General features: G+C 65.0%; 21 protein-coding genes, 1 pseudogene and 1 riboswitch. Of the genes and pseudogenes, 14 read left to right on the top strand and 8 right to left on the bottom strand.

From position 1 onward, the window contains the following. Both AX735_RS20335 and thiC read right to left on the bottom strand, forming a co-directional pair. Positions 1-230: hypothetical protein (locus tag AX735_RS20335; protein WP_202189630.1), on the bottom strand; the 230-nt coding region annotated here is incomplete at its 3' end. Further along, positions 223-2,127, bottom strand: coding sequence for a phosphomethylpyrimidine synthase ThiC (gene thiC / locus AX735_RS20330; protein ID WP_066284176.1), 1,905 nt, complete (start codon positions 2,125-2,127; stop codon positions 223-225). The genes thiC and AX735_RS20335, both read right to left, overlap by 8 nt. A 47-nt stretch (positions 2,128-2,174) precedes the next feature. Further along, positions 2,175-2,279: riboswitch (TPP riboswitch) on the bottom strand. A gap of 77 nt (positions 2,280-2,356) precedes the next feature. On the opposite strand from thiC, the gene AX735_RS20325 reads away from it, so the two are divergent. The 3 genes from AX735_RS20325 (at position 2,357) to AX735_RS20315 (ending at position 5,335) form a co-directional block, all read left to right on the top strand. Beyond that, positions 2,357-2,992, top strand: coding sequence for an ATP-binding cassette domain-containing protein (locus tag AX735_RS20325; protein WP_066284169.1), 636 nt, complete (start codon positions 2,357-2,359; stop codon positions 2,990-2,992). Continuing rightward, a complete protein-coding gene (locus AX735_RS20320; RefSeq protein ID WP_231750195.1) occupies positions 2,989-4,410 on the top strand; it encodes a hypothetical protein in 1,422 nt (473 codons plus the stop codon). The genes AX735_RS20325 and AX735_RS20320 overlap by 4 nt, the downstream gene beginning before the upstream one ends. A 127-nt stretch (positions 4,411-4,537) precedes the next feature. After that, positions 4,538-5,335: a TIGR00266 family protein gene (locus AX735_RS20315; protein ID WP_066284166.1), complete on the top strand. Its 798-nt coding sequence runs from the start codon at positions 4,538-4,540 to the stop codon at positions 5,333-5,335. Between the two features lie 49 nt (positions 5,336-5,384). Here the strand turns inward: AX735_RS20315 and AX735_RS20310 are convergent, their stop codons facing one another. Further along, positions 5,385-6,332 carry a MipA/OmpV family protein gene (locus AX735_RS20310; protein WP_066284164.1) on the bottom strand — a complete coding sequence of 316 codons (948 nt, stop codon included), beginning with the start codon at positions 6,330-6,332 and terminating at the stop codon, positions 5,385-5,387. Between the two features lie 279 nt (positions 6,333-6,611). Between AX735_RS20310 and AX735_RS20305 the strand changes: the two genes are divergently transcribed. From AX735_RS20305 to AX735_RS20290, 4 genes are all read left to right on the top strand, one after another. After that, positions 6,612-8,204, top strand: coding sequence for an isocitrate lyase (locus AX735_RS20305; RefSeq protein ID WP_066284162.1), 1,593 nt, complete (start codon positions 6,612-6,614; stop codon positions 8,202-8,204). Positions 8,205-8,373: 169 nt separating this feature from the next. Then, positions 8,374-8,757: a VOC family protein gene (locus tag AX735_RS20300; protein WP_066284156.1), complete on the top strand. Its 384-nt coding sequence runs from the start codon at positions 8,374-8,376 to the stop codon at positions 8,755-8,757. Between the two features lie 173 nt (positions 8,758-8,930). After that, on the top strand, positions 8,931-9,392 hold the full coding sequence (locus tag AX735_RS20295; protein WP_066284152.1) for a hypothetical protein: 462 nt from the start codon (positions 8,931-8,933) through the stop codon (positions 9,390-9,392). Positions 9,393-9,435: 43 nt separating this feature from the next. Continuing rightward, complete coding sequence (locus AX735_RS20290) at positions 9,436-9,840, top strand: DUF2177 family protein (RefSeq protein ID WP_066284148.1); 405 nt, start codon at positions 9,436-9,438, stop codon at positions 9,838-9,840. 90 nt (positions 9,841-9,930) lie between these two features. Here the strand turns inward: AX735_RS20290 and ung are convergent, their stop codons facing one another. Then, positions 9,931-10,659, bottom strand: coding sequence for a uracil-DNA glycosylase (gene ung, locus AX735_RS20285; RefSeq protein ID WP_066284146.1), 729 nt, complete (start codon positions 10,657-10,659; stop codon positions 9,931-9,933). A 120-nt stretch (positions 10,660-10,779) separates the two neighbouring features. Between ung and AX735_RS20280 the strand changes: the two genes are divergently transcribed. Next, complete coding sequence (locus tag AX735_RS20280; protein ID WP_066284144.1) at positions 10,780-11,160, top strand: VOC family protein; 381 nt, start codon at positions 10,780-10,782, stop codon at positions 11,158-11,160. Between the two features lie 6 nt (positions 11,161-11,166). On the opposite strand, the gene AX735_RS20275 is transcribed toward AX735_RS20280, so the two are convergent. The 4 genes from AX735_RS20275 to AX735_RS27110 form a co-directional block, all read right to left on the bottom strand. Further along, the gene (locus AX735_RS20275; protein WP_066284138.1) at positions 11,167-11,922 is read right to left on the bottom strand and encodes an SDR family NAD(P)-dependent oxidoreductase; all 756 of its coding nucleotides are present in this window, start codon (positions 11,920-11,922) and stop codon (positions 11,167-11,169) included. Then, complete coding sequence (locus AX735_RS20270; protein ID WP_066284135.1) at positions 11,919-13,115, bottom strand: acyl-CoA dehydrogenase family protein; 1,197 nt, start codon at positions 13,113-13,115, stop codon at positions 11,919-11,921. Before AX735_RS20270 ends, AX735_RS20275 begins: the two co-directional genes overlap by 4 nt. A gap of 238 nt (positions 13,116-13,353) precedes the next feature. Beyond that, positions 13,354-13,764: a TonB family protein gene (locus tag AX735_RS20265; protein WP_171007806.1), complete on the bottom strand. Its 411-nt coding sequence runs from the start codon at positions 13,762-13,764 to the stop codon at positions 13,354-13,356. 222 nt (positions 13,765-13,986) lie between these two features. Then, a complete protein-coding gene (locus tag AX735_RS27110) occupies positions 13,987-14,760 on the bottom strand; it encodes a cold-shock protein (protein WP_066284128.1) in 774 nt (257 codons plus the stop codon). 479 nt (positions 14,761-15,239) lie between these two features. Here AX735_RS27110 and AX735_RS20255 point away from each other — a divergent pair, with 479 nt between their 5' ends. From AX735_RS20255 to AX735_RS20230, 6 genes and pseudogenes are all read left to right on the top strand, one after another. Next, complete coding sequence (locus AX735_RS20255) at positions 15,240-16,055, top strand: TerC family protein (RefSeq protein WP_066284126.1); 816 nt, start codon at positions 15,240-15,242, stop codon at positions 16,053-16,055. Then, entirely contained in the window at positions 16,052-16,669 is a 618-nt protein-coding gene (locus AX735_RS20250) for a ribonuclease D (protein ID WP_066284124.1), read from the top strand. Before AX735_RS20255 ends, AX735_RS20250 begins: the two co-directional genes overlap by 4 nt. Positions 16,670-16,737: 68 nt before the next feature. Continuing rightward, entirely contained in the window at positions 16,738-17,376 is a 639-nt protein-coding gene (lptC, locus tag AX735_RS20245) for an LPS export ABC transporter periplasmic protein LptC (protein WP_066284122.1), read from the top strand. A 26-nt stretch (positions 17,377-17,402) separates the two neighbouring features. After that, complete coding sequence (locus tag AX735_RS20240; protein WP_066284117.1) at positions 17,403-17,972, top strand: LptA/OstA family protein; 570 nt, start codon at positions 17,403-17,405, stop codon at positions 17,970-17,972. Between the two features lie 257 nt (positions 17,973-18,229). Next, entirely contained in the window at positions 18,230-19,012 is a 783-nt protein-coding gene (gene lptB, locus AX735_RS20235; protein WP_060977979.1) for an LPS export ABC transporter ATP-binding protein, read from the top strand. Positions 19,013-19,042: 30 nt separating this feature from the next. Then, positions 19,043-19,231 (top strand): annotated as a pseudogene (locus tag AX735_RS20230) (RNA polymerase factor sigma-54); the annotation flags it as partial.

The following is a 19,231-nucleotide window of genomic DNA, read 5'->3' as shown; positions in this document are numbered from 1 at the left end:
GGCACCGGCTCGCCGATCTTCAGCCCGCCATAGCCCTCAAGCGTAAGCGTCTTCCTGTCGTCGGCATTGGCCGAGGCCGGGTCAGGGGCGGCTTTTGCGCCCTTTTCCGGCTCGACCGCTGCGTCCGCCGCCCGATCTGTCTGATCGGCAGACGGCTGCGAGCCGCATCCTGCCAGCGTGACGGCCGCCAGCGCGGCGGAAAACAGCGCCGCCCTGCCCCGCTCAATCATGTTCACGGCCACCGGCACCGAGATACAGCTCTCGGCCCATGTCTTCGTAGAGCTTGCTCATCTCGGCCATGCCCTTCAGCGCTGCCTCGCGGCTCGCCGCCGCCGTTTCCGCGCCGCTGGGGCCGGTCGCGATAAAGCCTTCCACGCCCTGGTTCTGCTTGGTGGCGAAGTCGCGGACTTCCTGGCTGATCTGCATCGAACAGAATTTGGGGCCGCACATGCTGCAGAAATGCGCGGTCTTGGCGCCTTCCGCCGGCAGGGTCTGGTCGTGGAATTCCTCGGCCGTATCGGGGTCGAGCGACAGGTTGAACTGGTCGCGCCAGCGGAATTCGAAGCGCGCCTTGCTCAGCGCATCGTCGCGCACCTGCGCCGCCGGATGGCCCTTGGCAAGGTCGGCGGCGTGCGCGGCGAGCTTGTAGGTGACCACGCCGACCTTCACGTCATCGCGATCGGGCAGGCCCAGATGCTCCTTGGGCGTGACATAGCAGAGCATCGCGGTGCCGTACCAGCCGATCTGCGCCGCGCCGATGCCGCTGGTGATATGGTCATAGCCGGGCGCAATGTCCGTGGTGAGGGGGCCAAGCGTGTAGAAGGGCGCTTCGCCGCACACTTCCAGCTGCTTTTCCATATTCTCCTTGATCTTGTGCATCGGCACATGGCCCGGCCCTTCGATCATCACCTGCACGTCGGACTTCCACGCGCGGTGGGTCAGCTCGCCCAGCGTATAGAGCTCGCTGAACTGCGCCTCGTCATTGGCATCGGCGATCGATCCGGGGCGCAGGCCATCGCCCAGCGAATAGGCGATGTCGTACGCCTTCATGATCTCGGTGATCTCGTCGAAATGCTCGTAGAGGAAGCTTTCCTTGTGATGCGCCAGGCACCATTTGGCCATGATCGACCCGCCGCGCGAGACGATGCCGGTGACGCGCTTCGCCGCCATCGGGATGTACGCCAGGCGGACGCCTGCATGGATGGTGAAATAGTCCACGCCCTGTTCGGCCTGTTCGATCAGCGTGTCGCGGAAAATCTCCCAGGTCAGCTCCTCGGCAATGCCGCCGACCTTTTCCAGCGCCTGATAGATCGGCACGGTGCCGATCGGCACGGGGCTGTTGCGCAGGATCCATTCGCGCGTGTCGTGGATATTGCGGCCGGTGGACAGGTCCATCACCGTGTCCGCGCCCCAGCGGATCGACCAGACCATCTTGTCGACCTCGGACGCGACGTCGGAAGCGACCGCGCTGTTGCCGATATTGGCGTTGATCTTGACCAGGAAGTTGCGGCCGATCGCCATCGGCTCGGTTTCGGGATGGTTGATGTTGCTGGGGATGATCGCACGGCCCCGCGCCACTTCGTCGCGGACGAATTCGGGCGTCACATAATCGGGGATCGACGCGCCGAAGCTGTTGCCGTCGCGGCGATATTCCTTGAGCCGCTCGCGGCCCAGATTCTCGCGCTCGGCGACATATTCCATCTCGGGCGTGATGATGCCGCGACGGGCATAATGCATCTGGCTGACATTCATGCCGGGCTTGGCGCGCAGCACGGTCTTGCGGACATTGGGGAAGGGGGGCACGCCGCCCGAGCGATCGGGGCCGAGCCGGCCGTTATCCTCGGGGCGAACCTCGCGCTGCGGCACATGGTCGACATCGCCGCGCGCCAGGATCCAGTCGCGGCGCAGCTCGGGCAGGCCGGCGGAGATGTCGATATGCGCATTGGGGTCGGTATAGGGGCCCGAGGTGTCATAGACGCGGACCGAAGGCTCGCCGCCGGCGAGATCGATCTCGCGCATCGCAACGCGGATGCCGCTGCCCGATTTGGTCGCGACATGGATCTTGCGGCTGCCGCGAATGGGCCCGGTGGTCACGCCGATCTCGGTGCGGGCAGGAAAATCAGCCATTATCATGCTCTCCTTGTGCGGCGGGAGAGCGGATGCGGGCGCATGAATGGACAACGCCGCTCCCTCCCTCCGCCGGTATCAGCCGGTTCAGGTTCAACGGGTCGTGGGGCGCAAACCCACCTCTCAGCCGCTCGGCTCCCCGGGGATGGGGTGCAGATTAGGCTGGTCGGGCCGCCAAGGCCAGAGAAATCCGCTTGCTCTATGTGTATTGCCGTTATAATACACCACCATGCTGACGTTGACCGACATCTCCCGATCCTATGGCCGCAAGCGCGTGCTTGAGGGCGTTTCCGCCACCTTTCCCACGGGCCTCACGCTGCTGGTCGGGCCGAGCGGGGCGGGGAAGTCGACCTTGCTCAGGCTGCTCGCCACGGCGGAGAAGCCCAATGCGGGGACGGTCGCGTGGGATGGGGTCGCGCTGCCGGGGGCGCGCAAGGCTTTGCGGGGGGTGCTGGGCTATGCGCCGCAGGCGGTCGATCTGCCCGAGGACCTGACCGCGCGCGAATTTGCGTTGCATATGGCGGCGTTGAAGGGGCTGGAGGCGCGCGCGGCGGACGCGCAGTTCGGTGCGATTACCGGGCGGATCGGGCTGCATGCCGATATCAACAACCGCATCGCCACCTTTTCCGGCGGGATGCGGCGGCGGCTGGTGTTTGCACAGGCGATGCTCGGCGCGCCGCGACTGCTCGCGCTCGATGAGCCGACGGCGGAGCTCGACGGCGAGACCGCCGCGCAGGTCAGCGCGCTGATCGTCGAGCGGGCGCGCGAGGCGGTGGTGGTGATGACCACGCACCTTGCCGATGCGCTCGCGCCCCAGGCGGTGCAGGTGCTGCGCGTCGACCAGGGCCGGGTCGCGCCGCAATGATGCAGGGCGCGCAACCGGCGGCGCAACCGGGCGCGGTGCTGCGCTCGTCGTTCGTCACCAGCCTCACGCGCTATCGGCGCAGCTGGGGGCTGTGGCTGCTGCTGCTGATCGCGCCGGTGGGCGCGCGCTTCATGATCTCGGACGAGAGCGGGCGCGGCGTGGCGATCGCGGTCGCCGACCAGCTGCCGGTGCTGACATCGGCGATGCTGGGCGTGTGGCTGGGCATCGTGGTGACGACGCTGTTGCTGCCGGTCGGCTATATTTACCTCCGCGCCAATACCAACCGCCGCCAGCCCTGGCAGGTGGAAGAGGTAACCGCCGCGCCGCGCATCGCGATGCTGTTGGGGCGGTTCGCCGCCGATGCCGCGGTGCTGCTCGGCACGCTGGGCACGCTGACGCTGGCGGGCTGGTTCCTCGGCTGGCTGATGGTGAGCGGCCCCTACAGCCTGTGGCAGATCGCCTATCCGCTCTGGCTGATCGCCGCGCCGCCGCTGATCGCGCTCGCAAGCTTGCGCATCCTGTTCGATGCGGTGCCATGGCTGCGTGGCGCACTGGGGGATCTCGCCTATTTCTTCGTGTGGATGGCCTCGATCATCATGCCGCTGCTGGGAGCGAACCAGCCTTCATCGTTCACCGCCAATCTGTTCGACCATCCGGGCTTCGTCCGCCCGCTCGCCGGGCCTGAGCCTGCGGGCGAGATGAACGTCCAGATCGGCGGGGTGGACCCGGCCACGCTCAAGCCCGGCCGCATCGACCTCGACGTGGCCGCCGGGCTGCACGCACCGGGCTATATCGCCGCGCGCCTTGCCTGGATCGGGATTGCGGTGGCGCTGGTGCTGGTCGCGGGGCTGATCTATCGCCCGCACCGGTCGGGGCGCAGGCAGGCCGGACAGGGGCGCATTGCGAAGCTTCTCTCCGCCGGGCCACCGGCGGCCGTGCGCGCCGATGCGCCGCCGGCGCCGCCCGCACGGTCGGTACTGCTGGGGCTGGTTCTGGCGGAGTTCCGGCTGATCGGCGCAGGACGACTGTTCCTGCTGCTCGCGGCGGCGGCGACGCTCGCAGGGATTTTCGGCGATTACCGGCATATCGGCAGTCCGGCGGCGCTGCTGCTGCTCGTCTTCGCCCTGAGCGCGCAGGCCGGGCGCTGCGAGGCGCGGGGGCTGTTGAAGCTCACCGCGACCACGGCGACCCTGCCGATGCTGCGCCGGGCGGCGTTTGTTGTTGCGGGGCTGGCATGGTCGCTGCTGCTCGCGCTGCCCGCCGCGATCGTGCGCGGATCGGGCGAGCCGCTGCTGCTCGCGCTGACCACCGGGGCGGCGGCTTCGGTGACCGCAATCACGCTTGCCGCGCTGACGGGGTCGTCCTTCGCGCCGCGCGTGGTGCTGCTGATCGCCTGGTATGTCTATTTCTCGAGCTGACGCCAATTCATGGCACCATGGTGCGCGCCCTCGACCCTGACCAATCGACAGGCCTATGACCCACCGCATTGCTGCTGTCACAGGCGGCGATTAGGATCGCGCTACCCAGCACCAACAGGAGAGAACCATGCCCGCGCATGAGATAGATTATGAGATCAAGGGCCAGGAATTGCAGTTCGTCGAGATCGAACTCGACCCCGGCGAGAGTGCGGTGGCCGAGGCCGGGTCGATGGTCTGGAAGGACCCCTCGATCGAGATGACCACCGTGTTCGGCGATGGCAGCGACGACCAGGGCGGCGGCTTCATGGGCAAGCTGCTCGGCGCGGGCAAGCGTCTCGTCACCGGCGAGAGCCTGTTCACCACCGTGTTCACGCACACGGGCTCTGGCAAGGCGCGCGTCGCCTTCGGTGCGCCGGTGCCGGGATCGATCCTGCCCATCGACCTGTCGCAATATGGCGGGCGGCTGATCTGCCAGAAGGACAGCTTTCTCGCTGCGGCCAAGGGCGTGTCGATCGGCATCCATTTCCAGAAGCGCATCCTCACCGGCCTGTTCGGCGGCGAGGGCTTCATCATGCAGAAGCTCGAGGGCGACGGCATGGTGTTCGCGCAGATGGGCGGCACGATCGTCGAACGCGAGCTGCGCGCGGGCGAGGAGCTGCACGTCGATACCGGTTGTATCGCCGCGTTCACCGGCAATGTCGATTTCGACCTGGTCTCGGCGGGCGGCATCAAGACCTCGCTGTTCGGCGGCGAGGGCCTGTTCTTCGCGCGGCTGCGCGGGCCGGGCCATGTGTGGATCCAGTCGCTGCCCTTCTCGCGGCTCGCCGGGCGGATGCTGGCTGCCGCAGGACCGCGCGGCGGTCAGAACCGGGGCGAAGGCTCTGCGCTCGGCGCGTTTGGCGACCTGATCAGCGGCAACAACTGAGGATGAAAGGCCCCGCGCGTCGCACCGGCGCGCGGGGCCTTTCCGAAAATCAGAAGGTGTAGGTCACGCCGACGCCGCCGAAATACTGGTTGGCATCGCCGCGGATCGACACGATCGGGCTGTCGGCAAAATCGCCCTGCAGCCGCGAATAGCTGGCGAGCGCGAACACGCCCCAGCCGCCATCAAGCGCGTTGCCCGACAGGTCCAGGCCGAGCAGGACCGAGGTCTGGAGCGACTTCAATCCCCCATCGGCACGGAAGCGCGGCAGACCCGATGCAGCGCTGCCGGCGGCATCGACGCTGAAATAGGTATTGGCATAATCGCCATCGACGAAATCGGCTGAGGCGGAGACGTTGACCACGCCCTTGGTGCCGAGCAGCCGGTTATAGCTGACCTGCGGCGTGACGATCGCGCCCGAATGCACCCCGGTCACGTCGAACAGCGCGTCGGTGGTAAAGGTCATGCTGTCGAAGCGGCCGAAGATGCGGTTGATCTTGACCCCGCCCGATGCGCCGAGCTCGAGCGCGATCGGAAAGTCGCCCAGCCGCTTGACCACGGCGTCGCGGATGCGATTGTTGCGCTCGGGCCGAACGCGGAACATGGGGCCGGCGATGAATTCCACCTTGGGCAGCACCGGGTCCTTGACCAGGTCGACGAACAGGCCCGGGCCGCGCGCAGCGAAATTATAGCCCTTGTAGCTGCCCTGGATGATCGGAGCGGGAAAGAAGACATACTGGTCCGAGCCTTCGTAGCTGGGCACCATGCCTGCCCCCAGGCCCACGGTCATGTAGAAATCCTTGGCAAACACCGACTGCGACATCGCCGCGGCGGTGGCGAGAAGCCTCATCTGTTCGGGCGTCGGCCCGGGCTTCACGGGGGCCTGCTGCTTCTGTTCCTCTGCGGCAGGCGCGGGCGGCTGGTCGGCTACGGCCTGGGCAAGCGCAGGCGTGCTGACGCTGGCAAACAGGGCAAGGCTCGCAAGGGTTCTGGCGATCATCGGATGAATTCCATGAAGGATGGCGCTCCGCCGGGGCGAGAGCATGTGGGGGGACACCGCGCGGCCCGATATAATGCTGCGGTGCAACAGATCAAGGCGGTTGCGCAGGGTGTGGACTTTTGTGAATAAATTTACAGGATGACAAATCAGGGCCTTCGCACTTGCCGCAATTAGACAAGATTCTTGCAGCGATCATGCGGTGATCTCGCTCATGTCGCGTAAATCAACAGCATCAGCTGTCAATTTGTGACACTGCCTGATTCGCAAGAGGAAAGCCCCATGTCCTATACCGATCACATCCGCGCCAACGAACAGCTCGTTGCTAGCAAGCAGGGCCGCTGGACCGGCATCAACCCCGAATCCGTCGCGCGCATGCAGCTGCAGAACCGGTTCAAGACCGGTCTCGACATCGCCCGCTATACCGCGAAGATCATGCGCGAGGACATGGCCGCCTATGATGCCGATCCGTCGCAATACACCCAGTCGCTGGGCTGCTGGCACGGCTTCATCGCGCAGCAGAAGATGATCGCGATCAAGAAGCATTTCGGCACCACCAAGCGCAAGTATCTCTACCTGTCCGGCTGGATGGTCGCCGCGCTGCGCAGCGAATTCGGCCCGCTGCCCGACCAGTCGATGCACGAGAAGACCAGCGTGCCCGCGCTGATCGAGGAACTCTACACCTTCCTGCGCCAGGCCGATGCGCGCGAGCTCGACCTGCTGTTCAGCGGCATCGACAAGGCACGCGCCGCCGGTGATACTGCGAAGGAACAGGAACTGCTCGCCCAGGTCGAGAATTTCCAGACGCATGTCGTGCCGATCATCGCCGATATCGATGCCGGTTTCGGCAATGCCGAAGCGACCTATCTGCTCGCCAAGAAGATGATCGAGGCCGGCGCCTGCGCGCTGCAGATCGAGAACCAGGTGTCCGACGAAAAGCAGTGCGGCCATCAGGACGGCAAGGTCACCGTGCCGCACGAGGACTTTCTCGCCAAGATCCGCGCCTGCCGCTATGCGTTCCTGGAACTGGGCGTCGAGGATGGCGTCATCGTTACCCGCACCGACTCGCTGGGTGCGGGCCTGACCAAGCAGATCGCCGTCAGCCACGAGCCGGGCGATATCGGCGACCAGTATAACAGCTTCCTCGACTGCGAGGAGATCGACCCCGCGACCGCGCGCAACGGTGATGTCATCCTCAACCGCAACGGCCGCCTGCTGCGTCCGAAGCGTCTGCCCAGCAACCTGTTCCAGTTCCGCGAAGGTACCGGCGAGGATCGCTGCGTGCTCGACAGCATCACCTCGCTTCAGAACGGTGCCGACCTGCTGTGGATCGAGACCGAAAAGCCGCATGTCGAGCAGATCGCGGGCATGATGGACCGCATCCGCGAAGTCGTTCCCAACGCCAAGCTGGTGTACAACAACTCGCCTTCGTTCAACTGGACGCTGAACTTCCGCCAGCAGGTCTATGACGCGATGGTCAAGGAAGGTCTGGACGTGTCCGAATATGATCGCGCCCAGCTGATGGACGCCAAATATGACGATACTGAGCTCGGCATCGCCGCCGACAAGCGCATCCGCACCTTCCAGGCCGATGGCGCGCGCCGCGCGGGCATCTTCCACCACCTGATCACGCTGCCCACCTATCACACCGCCGCGCTGTCGACCGACAATCTGGCGAAGGAATATTTTGGAGAAGCGGGCATGCTGGGTTATGTACTCGGCGTCCAGCGGCAGGAGATCCGTCAGGGAATCGCATGCGTGAAGCACCAGAACATGTCTGGCAGCGACATCGGCGATGCTCACAAGGAATATTTCGCTGGCGAGGCGGCGCTGAAGGCAGGCGGCGTCAACAACACGATGAACCAGTTCTCGTAAGAGCGCGGTTCATGGTGATCGGTACTGCGTTGAAAAGAATGTTTGACCGATAAAGTTTTCCTGGGGAGGAAAAAGGTTACCCCGCCGGTGGCAACATCGGCGGGTTTCCTTTTTTCATGGTTCGACTTCGTGGTATTTTGTCGGCCGACTCGTTTGATGGAGGCGGCATATGGGCAAGGTCATCGGGCTGGGCGGGCTGTTCTTGAAATCGCCGGACCCGGATGCGCTGCGCGCATGGTATGCGCGCGTTCTCGGTCTCGCCTTCGACGACTGGGGTGGGCTTGTCTTCCTGCCACAGGACGCCGCGAATCACCCCGGCGCGGGCACGGTCTTTTCGCCCTTCGCGCAGAGCAGCGAATATTTCGCGCCGTCCACCAAGGAGTTCATGTTCAACCTGATGGTCGACGATCTCGAGTCCGTGCTTGCCCGCTGCGCTGCCGAAGGGGTGGAGCCGGTCAAGACCTTCCCCGCCGAGGCGAACGGCCTGTTCGCGCACATCATGGACCCCGAAGGCCGCAAGATCGAATTGTGGCAGCCCAAGCCGATGGCGTGATCCCGGCGCATCTGCGCAGGCGATGGTCGCGTAGCTGGGCGAGTACCACATCACAGGGGGCCATGATGTTCCGATATGCCTTGCTTGCGCTCAGTCTTGTTTCCGTTTCTGCGGCAAGTGCCCAGCCAGCGTCCTCTTCCGCTCCTAATGCCACAGCGGCCCGTGCAAGCCTGGTGGGATCGTGGGAAGGCGAGCTCGGCTATCTCGACTATTCGGCCAACCGCTGGTTCGGCATTCCGGTCAAAACGCGCATCATCGACCAGGGCGATGGCGCGACGATGCTGCGTGTTTCCGATTTCGACGATGGACCCAAGGTCGGCATTGTCCGCATCACCACCGGCGAACTGTTCGATGAGAAGGCCGACACGGTCTCGGTCGCAACCTTCCGCAAAGGTCGAGCTGTCGAAGTAATGACCTATGCGATCCGTATCGATCCGGGCTCGCGCGATGCCACGCATTGGACGATGGTCGAGGAGACAAAGGCCAGCGACGACAACCGTCCGGCAACACTCCGCCTCACCACCGTGCGCGATGGCGACAAGGTCGAGACGTTGAAGGAGGTCGATTTTCTCGACGACGACAAGAGCGAGTGGCTCACCCGCAACCGCACCCGCTTGACGCGCGTTGGCGACTGACGCCAGTTCACCTGCGTCCCATCATTCGCGCAAAGGTCCCGCCATGCTCCGCTATGCCGCCGCCTATCTGTTCACCGGGCTCGCCTTCGCGCTGATCGACAGCGTCTGGCTCAAGACCATGGCGCCGCGGCTCTACCAGCCGCTGCTCGGCGATCTGCTCGCCCCGTCCTTCCGGCTTGCGCCTGCGGTGGTTTTCTACCTGCTGTACATCGCGGGCATCCAGATTTTCGCGGTGGTCCCTGCGCTCGCCGATGGCCGCTGGCAGACCGCGCTGGTCAAGGGCGCGCTGCTCGGCTTTTTCTGCTACATGACCTATGACCTGACCAACCAGGCGACGCTCGCCACCTGGAACACGAAGATCACCGTGCTCGACATCATCTGGGGCACGTTCCTCACCGGATCGTCGGCGCTGGTGGGCTTTGCGGTAACGCGGGCGGTGTTCAAATAACCGTCATTCCCGCGAATGCGGGAATCCCGCTTTTGCGCGTCAGTTGCCCGAGGAAGCGGGACCCACGCCTTCGCGGGGGTGACGAGCAGGTCAGGCGGCTTGCACGCTCTCGGGCAATCGCCAGTCGATCGGCTCCAGTCCCTGGCCTTCCAGAAACGCATTCGCCTGGCTGAAATGCCCGCAGCCCAGGAACCCGCGATGTGCCGAGAGCGGCGAGGGGTGCGGGGCCTTCAGCACCAGATGCCGTCCGCCGCGATCGACGCTATCGACGCCCGCCGCCTTCTTTTGCGCATGGCTGCCCCAGAGCAGGAACACGACCGGGTGTTCTAGCGCATTGACCCGCGCGATCACCGCATCGGTGAACCGCTCCCACCCCTTGCCCTGGTGCGACCCGGCATCGCCCATCTCGACCGTCAGCACCGCGTTGAGCAGCAGCACGCCTTGTCTCGCCCAGGATTCCAGGAAGCCGTGGCGCGGCGGCGCGATGCCGAGATCGCGCTGCAATTCCTTGTAGATGTTCACCAGCGAGGGCGGCACCGGCACGCCGTGACGCACACTGAAGCACAGGCCGTGCGCCTGGCCGGGGCCGTGATACGGGTCCTGCCCCAGGATGACGACGCGCACCTTGTCCGGCGGGGTGAGGTCGAGCGCGCGGAACCAGTGGCTGCCCGGCGGGAAGATGCGCGCGCCCGCCGCCTTGCGTTCGAGCAGGAAGCGCTTGAGATCGGCCATATAGGGCGCGGCAAACTCGCCAGCGAGCGCCTCGCGCCATTGCGGATCGAGTTGGATGGTGGCTTGGTGGCTGGCACTGTCGGGCATGCGCGCGACCTTGACGCGGCCCCGGGGGCAGCGTCAAGCGAAGGGTTGGCGTCTTGACGCAGAATGATGCTATGCCATGCCGCCATCACGAATCGCGACGCATTAGCAGGGGTTGCCATCATGCCGCTCACCCACGCCAAGCCTGTCACCTTCATCAACACCGCCAACCGCCGCGCCGCCGAAAGCTTCTATCGCGACGTGCTGAAGCTCACGTTCGTTGCCGATGACGGCTTTGCCGCCGTGTTCGATCTGGGCAGCGCGGTGCTCCGCATCACCGAGCTGGAAGGCTATGCCGCCTCGCCGCACCCGGCGCTCGGCTGGTCGGTCGAGGATATCGAGCAGACCATGGAGCATCTGGCCAGCCGGGGCGTCGCGCCCAAATTCTATGAAGGCTTCGGCCAGGACGCGCTCGGCATCTGGACTGCGCCCGATGGGGCGGCGCGTGTCGCCTGGTTTCAGGACCCCGACGGCAACCTGCTCAGCGTCGTGCAAAGCGGCTGAGCCGCTTTACAGCGAGTGCACCAGATGCCCGCCATCGACTGTCAGGATGCTGCCGGTCATGAAGCGGCTGGCGTCCGAGGCGAGCAGCAATAGCGGCCCGTCGAGGTCGGGCAGCTCGCCATAACGGCGCATCGCGATGCGCTTGCGCAAGGGTTCGCCCGCTTCGCCCGAAAGCTGGTCGCGGTTGATATCGGTGAGAAAATAGCCCGGCGCGAGTGCGTTGACCCGGATGTTGAACCGCGCCAGTTCCATCGCCAGCTGCCGCGTCATGTGCAGCACGCCCGCCTTGGACACCGCATAGGGCCCGGTGCCCGCCGCGGTCTGGAATCCGGTGATCGAGGCGGTGTTGATGATGTTGCCGCCGCCGCGCTCGCGCATGCCGCGCGCCGCCTCGGTCGCGACGTTCCACGCGCCTTTCAGGTTGATGCCCATTACGAAGTCGTAATCGTCCTCGGTCTGGTCGAGTGCGCGCTTGGTTACCGCGACCCCGGCATTGTTGATGCAGGTGTCGATCGCGCCAGCCGCAGCCATCCCTTCGCGCACCGAGGCGAGATCGGCGACGTCCATGCGAATCGCCTCGGCGCTGCCGCCGGTGCTTCTGATCTCCTCGACCAGCGCCTCGAGCGCGGGCAGGCGGCGCGCGGTGACGATGACATGCGCGCCGCTCTTCGCCAGCAGCCGCGCGAAATGCGCGCCGAAGCCTTCGCTCGATGCCCCGGTGACGAGGATGCGCTGGCCGGTCAGGTCTGCGGTCAGGGTCATGCCGACACTCCTTGCGCGGCTTTCTCTTGGGCGTGCTTGTGGTCGCGCTTGATCTTCTTGGCGAGCGACCATTTGTGCACTTCGGTCGGGCCGTCATAGATGCGGAAGGCGCGGATTTCACGGAACACCTGCTCGACAATCGTGTCGCCGCTGACGCCCTTGCCGCCCATCACCTGCACGCAGCGATCGGCGACGCGCATCAGCGCCTCGGACACCGCGACCTTGGTCATCGAGCTTTCGACCGTGCCCAGTTCGCCGGTATCGAGCACGCCCGCGCACCAGGCGATCATCAGCTCGGCCTGTTTCAGGTCGATCAGGTTTTCGGCGAGCATGAAGCCGACTCCCTCGTGATCGACCAGCGGCTTGCCGAACGCATGGCGGCGGCAGGCATAGTCGCTCGCGATCTCGTGCGCGCGGGTCGCCGCACCGAACCAGCGCATGCAGTGTGACAGCCGGGCGGGCGAGAGGCGGACCTGCGCATATTTGAAGCCCTCGCCGCTCTGGCCCAGCATCTGGTCGGCGGGAACGCGTAAGTTTTCGATCGCGACCACCGCATGGCCGCCGGGCATCGAGCTGTCGATGGTGTCGAGCACGCGCTCGATGCGGATCGCGGGATCGGGCAGGTCGACCAGGAACATGCAAGCGCCGTCGTCCGATTTCGCCATGACGATGCCGACCTTCGCGCCTTCCGCGCCGGTGATGAACGCCTTGCGCCCGTTGATCACCCAATGGTTGCCGTCGAGCTTCGCGGTGGTCTTCATCATCGACGGGTCGGAGCCCGCGCCGCCTTCCTCCGCCGGTTCGGTCATGAAAAAGGCCGAGCGCGATTCGCCCGAGACGAGCTGGTTGAGGAACCGTGCCTTCTGCTCGGGGCTGCCGACCTTGCCGAGCAGGTACATGTTGCCTTCGTCGGGCGCGGCGGTGTTGACCGCGACAGGGCCGAGCGGCGACAGGCCCGATTTCTGCAGCACGATCGCGGTCTGCGCCTGGGTCAGGTGGCGGCCATCGGGCAGGATATGCGGCGTCATCACCCCGGCTTGGCGGGCGAGCGCGCGCAGCTCGAGCACCAGCTCTTCCGACGGCCCATGCGCGCCGCAACGCGGATCGCGCTCATAGGGGGCGACGACATCGCGGACGAAGCGCTCGACCTTCCCGGCAATGGCATCGACTTCGGCGGCAGACAGATGGGACATGAAAATGGCTCCCGGGAACGTTCATGGATTTGGCTTTGCGGGGTAAACAAGCTGACGGTTTAATCAACTGATTAAAGTGCGCGGAGGGCGTACCGATGCCCCACCGTGCCGTCCCCCACCGGTCCCCTGCGCAGGCAGGGGCCCATCTCCCGCCGGTTTTTCCAGAGGCACCGTCCGGAGATGGGCTCCCGCCTTCGCGGGAGACCGGAAAGTGGAGTACATCTCGCCGCTTGCTTCGCTAGTCCGGAATGTACCAGCGCATCACGCCTTCATATCGGCCCTCGATGGTTTCGCCTTGGCTATTGGTCGCGGGATAAAAACGCGCGCGCCGAACCAGATTTCGGCATGTCGCCTCATCCAGCCATTGCGAGCCGGAGGATTCTGTTATTTCGCATTGGGCGACCCGCCCCGTGGGAGCGATCAACAAAAGGTAACGGGTGACGCCCTTGTCGCGGGTGTCCGTGGGATAATCCTGCAATGTAATCCACGCAGAGGCGTCATTCCGGGGTCTGGCAGCCTGGTTGGCCGCATGATGCGTGTGGCCTGCCTGGTCGACCTTGCGCTGACTTTCCGAACTTGCAACGACCGGCTCAGCAATCGCTAAGACGATCAATGAGATGCCCAACGCGCCAGCAAAGAGATTGAGCAAGTATCTCGAAGCCATTGGCATCCTCCGACGGGTTACGTCGGCAGTGTGAGCCTGTTCCAGGTCGGGAGCAATACTGTCCGGCAAAACGATCGTGTAAGCGAGGCGACAGTTTTGGCATGGACAGCTAACCAACCAAACAACCAACAAAAACCCCGCCGCACCATCAGGTGCAGGCGGGGTTTCGTGTCTCTCATCCGGACCGTTCAGGCCCGGAAAGCCTGGTCAGCCGTTGTGCGGGACCAGGTTGACGGCCGAGTGCTTGCCGCGGCGATCGACTTCGAGGTCGAACTCCAGGCGGTCGCCCTGGTTGAGGCCTGCCATGCCGGCACGCTCGACCGCGCTGATGTGCACGAACGCGTCGGGCTGGCCATCGTCGCGGGTGATGAAGCCGAAGCCCTTCATCGCGTTGAAGAACTTGACGGTTCCAGTGGCACGCTCGCCGGTCAGCTCGCGGCGCGGAGCCTCGCTGCGCGGACCGCGATCACCGCGATCGCCGCCGCCCGAACCTTCGGACACGGGGATCAGCTCGCCATCGACCTTGAGGTCGCTCGCCGAGACCTTGCCGCCGCGATCGACCAGCGTGAATTCCAGGCCCTGACCTTCGGCCAAGTTAGACAGGCCGGCTCGCTCGACCGCGCTGATATGCACGAACACGTCGTCGCCGCCATCTTCGCGCTGGATGAAGCCGAAGCCCTTTTGCGCGTTGAAGAACTTCACCTTGCCCTTGGCTTCGCCGACCACCTGGGTGGGCATGCCGCCAAAGCCGCCGCGACCACCACCGCCGCCGCCGCCGCGCGGGCCGCCGCCGAAGCCACCGCCACCACCGCCGCCGAAGCCGCCACGGTCGCCACCGCCGAACCCGCCGCGATCACCGCCGCCGAAACCACCACGGTCACCATAGGAAGGCGGAGGCGAAAAAGCGTCGAAATCATCCTCGCCAAATCTGTCGCGTTTATCCCGGCCTCTGCCGCCGCGCCGACCCCTGTCAAAACTCATGCCGAACTATTCACTTTCAATGTCGTCCTGGATCACTCGCTCAAGAACAGGGCGGACGTAAACCCCATCACTCAAATTCAGGCCAGCATCCCGGCGAACCTGTCTGACTCCCTGCCAGCCGCCATGAATACTGCGCAAACCTTAAAACACCCCAACCCAAGTCCATGGAAGCAGGCGACTTTTCGACAGCGCCACCGGCCTTCACGGACCAAAAACCTGTGGAAGATCGCATTTCCTGCCTTGCGCAACAGGATGAGCCCGCAAAAGGCGCGCGCTTCCAGTGATTCTCTTAAACCAAATTCGGATGCTTGGCGAACGATAAATGGCCGTGATCGTGGCTTTGCCGCACGTTCGAAGCGGCTGGGCCACAGCGGTGATCGCCGCCGCTGGGCAGCGCGCGGCTCTGCCTGCCGCAAAATCGGTGCCGCGGGCATCCGGCAGGCCTTGCCAGACCCCGATGGCTGCGGCAATTGGGGCTGATGGACAGCATTATCCCGCTCTTGAGCGACCCGGCCGCCTGGGCCGCGCTCGTCACGCTCGTGATCCTGGAAGTCGTGCTCGGCATCGACAACCTGATCTTCATCTCGATCCTCTCGAACAAGCTGCCGGTGCACCAGCAGCAGACCGCGCGCCGCGTCGGCATCGGCCTGGCGCTGGTCATGCGGCTGGCGCTGCTGTCGATGATCGCCTTCATCGTCTCGCTGACCACGCCGGTGTTCGATCTGGGCATCACCGGCGCACCCGGCCAGAATGGCGAGCCGACCTTCGAGACGCAGTTCTCGTGGCGCGACCTCATCCTGATTTCGGGCGGGCTGTTCCTGGTTTGGAAGGCGACAAAGGAGATCCATCACAGCGTCGATGACGAGCCCTCGGGCGAGGCGCTCGACAAGAAGGGCAAGGCCGCGATCGGCTTCGGCGCGGCGATCGTGCAGATCATCGCGCTCGACATGGTCTTCTCCATCGATTCGATCCTCACTGCCGTCGGCATGACCGACGAGGTTCCGATCATGATGGCCGCCGTGATCATCACCGTGGGCGTGATGCTGGTCGCTGCCGATCCGCTTGCGAACTTCATCAACCGCAACCCCACGGTGGTCATGCTCGCTTTGGGCTTCCTGCTGATGATCGGCGCAGTGCTGATCGCCGATGGCTTCGGCGTGCACGTGCCCAAGGGTTATATCTATGCCGCCATGGCCTTTTCTGCGATGGTGGAAACCTTGAACATCTGGGCCCGCAACGGGCGCGAAAAGCGGCGCGTCGCATCGCCGACAAACACGGACGGCGAGACAGCATGAGCGTTTATTTTCACGAGGAAGACCTGCCGGCCGACGTGCTGGCACCCGGCCCGGTCGCAGTGGATACCGAAACCATGGGCCTCATCACCCCGCGCGATCGCCTCTGCCTGGTGCAGATTTCGGATGGGCGCGGAGACGAGCATCTGGTGCGCTTCATGCCCGGCAGCGAATATGCCGCGCCGAACCTGCGCGCCGTGCTGGCCGATCCCAAACGCCTGAAGCTCTATCATTTCGCGCGGTTCGATCTGGCGGCGATCAAGCATTATCTGGGCGTGATGGCCGCGCCGGTCTTCTGCACCAAGATCGCCTCGCGCCTGATCCGCACCTATACAGACCGGCATGGCCTGAAGGAGCTGGTGCGCGAGGTGCTGGGCAAGGAGCTGAGCAAGGTGCAGCAGTCGAGCGACTGGGGCGCGCCGGAGATCAACGATGCCCAACGCGATTATGCCGCGAGCGACGTGCGATTCCTGCACGCGCTGCACGTGGCGATGGACGCGCGGCTGGTACGCGAAGGGCGCCGCGAGATCGCGCAGGCCTGTTTCGACTTCCTGCCCGCACGCGCCGAGCTCGATCTCGCCGGCTGGCCGGAAATTGATATTTTCGCGCACGCCTAATATATCGCGCCTTCCGAAGAACGCCCGTTCGTCGCGCGTTCGCAGTCCACAGGCCTGAAAAGCGTTCCATGACCCAGCGTGCCGATCAGATGCGTAGCCGCCGCCAGCTGTTCGCCGCGCCCGGCAGCAGCCATGACAAGATGGTGCGCTTTCTCGGCATGTTCCTGCCCGCCGCGATCGGCGTGCTGGTCGCGTTTCTCGCGCTCGCGCCGCTGCTGCGCAATACCGAGGTCAGCTTCCTGCTCGACAAGAACCAGGTCGATATCGCGCGCGAACGCATGCGCGTGACCCAGGCCCTGTATCGCGGCCAGGACAGCGAAGGCCGGCCCTTCTCGCTCGAGGCGGGATCGGCGGTGCAGAAAAGCTCGCGAAATCCGGTGGTCGAGATGAACGATCTGGCCGCGCGCATCCTGCTGAAGGACGGCCCGGGCGTGCTCGAGGCGGGGCGCGGCAATTACAATATGGATACCGAGCAGGTCGAAGTGGTCGGTCCGGTCCAGTTCAGCAGCGCCAATGGCTACCGCATGGTGACGCGCGACGTCGATATCGATCTGCCCAAGCGCAGCATGGTCAGCCGGGGCGAGGTGACCGGACGCTTGCCGACTGGCACTTTCCGCGCCGACCGGCTAAAGGCGAACCTTGCCGAGCGCACGGTGACGCTGGAAGGGCGTGCACGGCTGCGCATGACCCAAGGCGGCCTGCCATGACAGGTTTGAGGAAGACAGGAAGCAGCATGCGGTTTTCGGGCAGGATTTCAGGGGCGGCGCGGCGCGCCCTGCTGGCGGTTTCGGCTGGCGGCATCGCCATGGCCGGGCTGTTGCTTTCTCCCGCCAGCGTGACCGCACAGTCGCTGATGAACCACAACAGCAATGCGCCGGTCGATTATGCCGCCGACCGGATCGAGCTGCAGGATCGCGCCAATCGCGTGCTGCTGTCGGGCAATGTCGACATCACCCAGGCGGGCCTTCGCCTGCAGGCGGCGCGGATGACCGTGGCCTATCGCAACGCCGGCGGCATCGAGATCGAGCGGATCGATGCGAATGGCGGCGTCGTCGTCACCAAGGGCGAAGAGCGTGCCAGCGGCAATGTCGGCATCTATGATTTCAACCGGCGCATCATCACGCTGATCGGCAATGTCGCGCTGCGCCAGGGCGGCAACACGCTCAATGGCGGGCGCATGGTCATCGACCTGACCACGGGTCGCTCGACCGTCGACGGCCGCTCGGCTGGTGGCGCGCCCGGTCAGACCGGCAGCGCCGGTGGGCGCGTGTCGGGCACGTTCTCGGTACCCAAGCGGGATTGAGCTCCAGCCGATACACGCTTCCGTCATCCTGAACTTGTTTCAGGATCCATCGTGCCCCATCAGCCACAGCCGCTTGGGGTGAAATGGACCCTGAAACAAGTTCAGGGTGACGAATAGGGAAGCGACACTACACCCTCCATGCATAAATCCTGCCATCCTGCGATTATCGCCGGTTTTCATCGCCTTGTTCCGTGCTATGGGAGGGGCAAGACACCGACGGGCCCAAGCGCCGCCGGAAAGGTTTGCAGGAAGTCACAATGAACGATGTCGCCCCCCAGGGCCTGCTCAGCGGTACCGCGGCCGATCCGGCGACGTCGCGCGATGGCCTGAACGTCGTCTCGATCGCCAAGAGCTATGACAAGAAGGTCGTGCTCTCGGACGTGTCGCTGCAGGTCGCCAAGGGCGAGGTGCTCGGCCTGCTCGGCCCCAATGGCGCGGGCAAGACGACGTGCTTCTACTCGATCATGGGGCTGGTAAAGCCCAATTCGGGCCGCATCATGCTCGACGGCGTCGATATCACCCAGCTGCCGATGTACCGCCGCGCGATCCTGGGCCTGGGCTATCTGCCACAGGAAACCTCGATCTTTCGCGGCATGACGGTCGAACAGAATATCAGCGCGGTACTCGAACTGGTCGAGCCGGTGGTCGAAGCGCGCGCCGAGCGGCTCGAGACGCTGCTCGACGAATTCGGCCTGACCCGGCTGCGGTCCTCGCCCGCGATGGCGCTGTCGGGTGGCGAGCGTCGGCGCTGCGAAATTGCACGCGCGCTGGCGGCCAGCCCCTCGATCATCCTGCTCGACGAACCGTTCGCAGGGATCGACCCGCTGTCGATCGCCGACATTCGCGACCTCATCAAGCAGCTCAAGTCGCGCGGCATCGGCGTGCTGATCACCGATCACAATGTCCGCGAGACGCTCGACATCGTCGACCGCGCCTGCATCATCTATGACGGCAAGGTGCTGTTCGCCGGTACACCCGAGGCGCTGGTGGCGGACGAGAATGTGCGCCGCCTGTATCTGGGCGAAGGCTTCGCCTTGTAATGGCACGCCGGGGGGCTGGGGACTGATCCGATGGCACTGGGGCCACGCCTTGACCTGAGGCAGAGCCAGTCGCTGGTGATGACGCCGCAGCTGCAGCAGGCGATCCGCCTGCTGGCGCTGTCGAACATCGAGATCGAGGCGTTCATCGGTGAGGAGCTGGAGCGCAATCCGCTGCTCGAACTGGGCGGCGACGATGGCGGCGGGGACATCCAGCTCGGC

Source organism: Blastomonas sp. CCH1-A6, assembly GCF_001556365.1.
Classification (GTDB): domain Bacteria; phylum Pseudomonadota; class Alphaproteobacteria; order Sphingomonadales; family Sphingomonadaceae; genus Blastomonas; species Blastomonas ursincola.
Note: the sequence above shows the minus strand (reverse complement) of the source record. Positions and strands in the feature narration are given on the sequence as shown.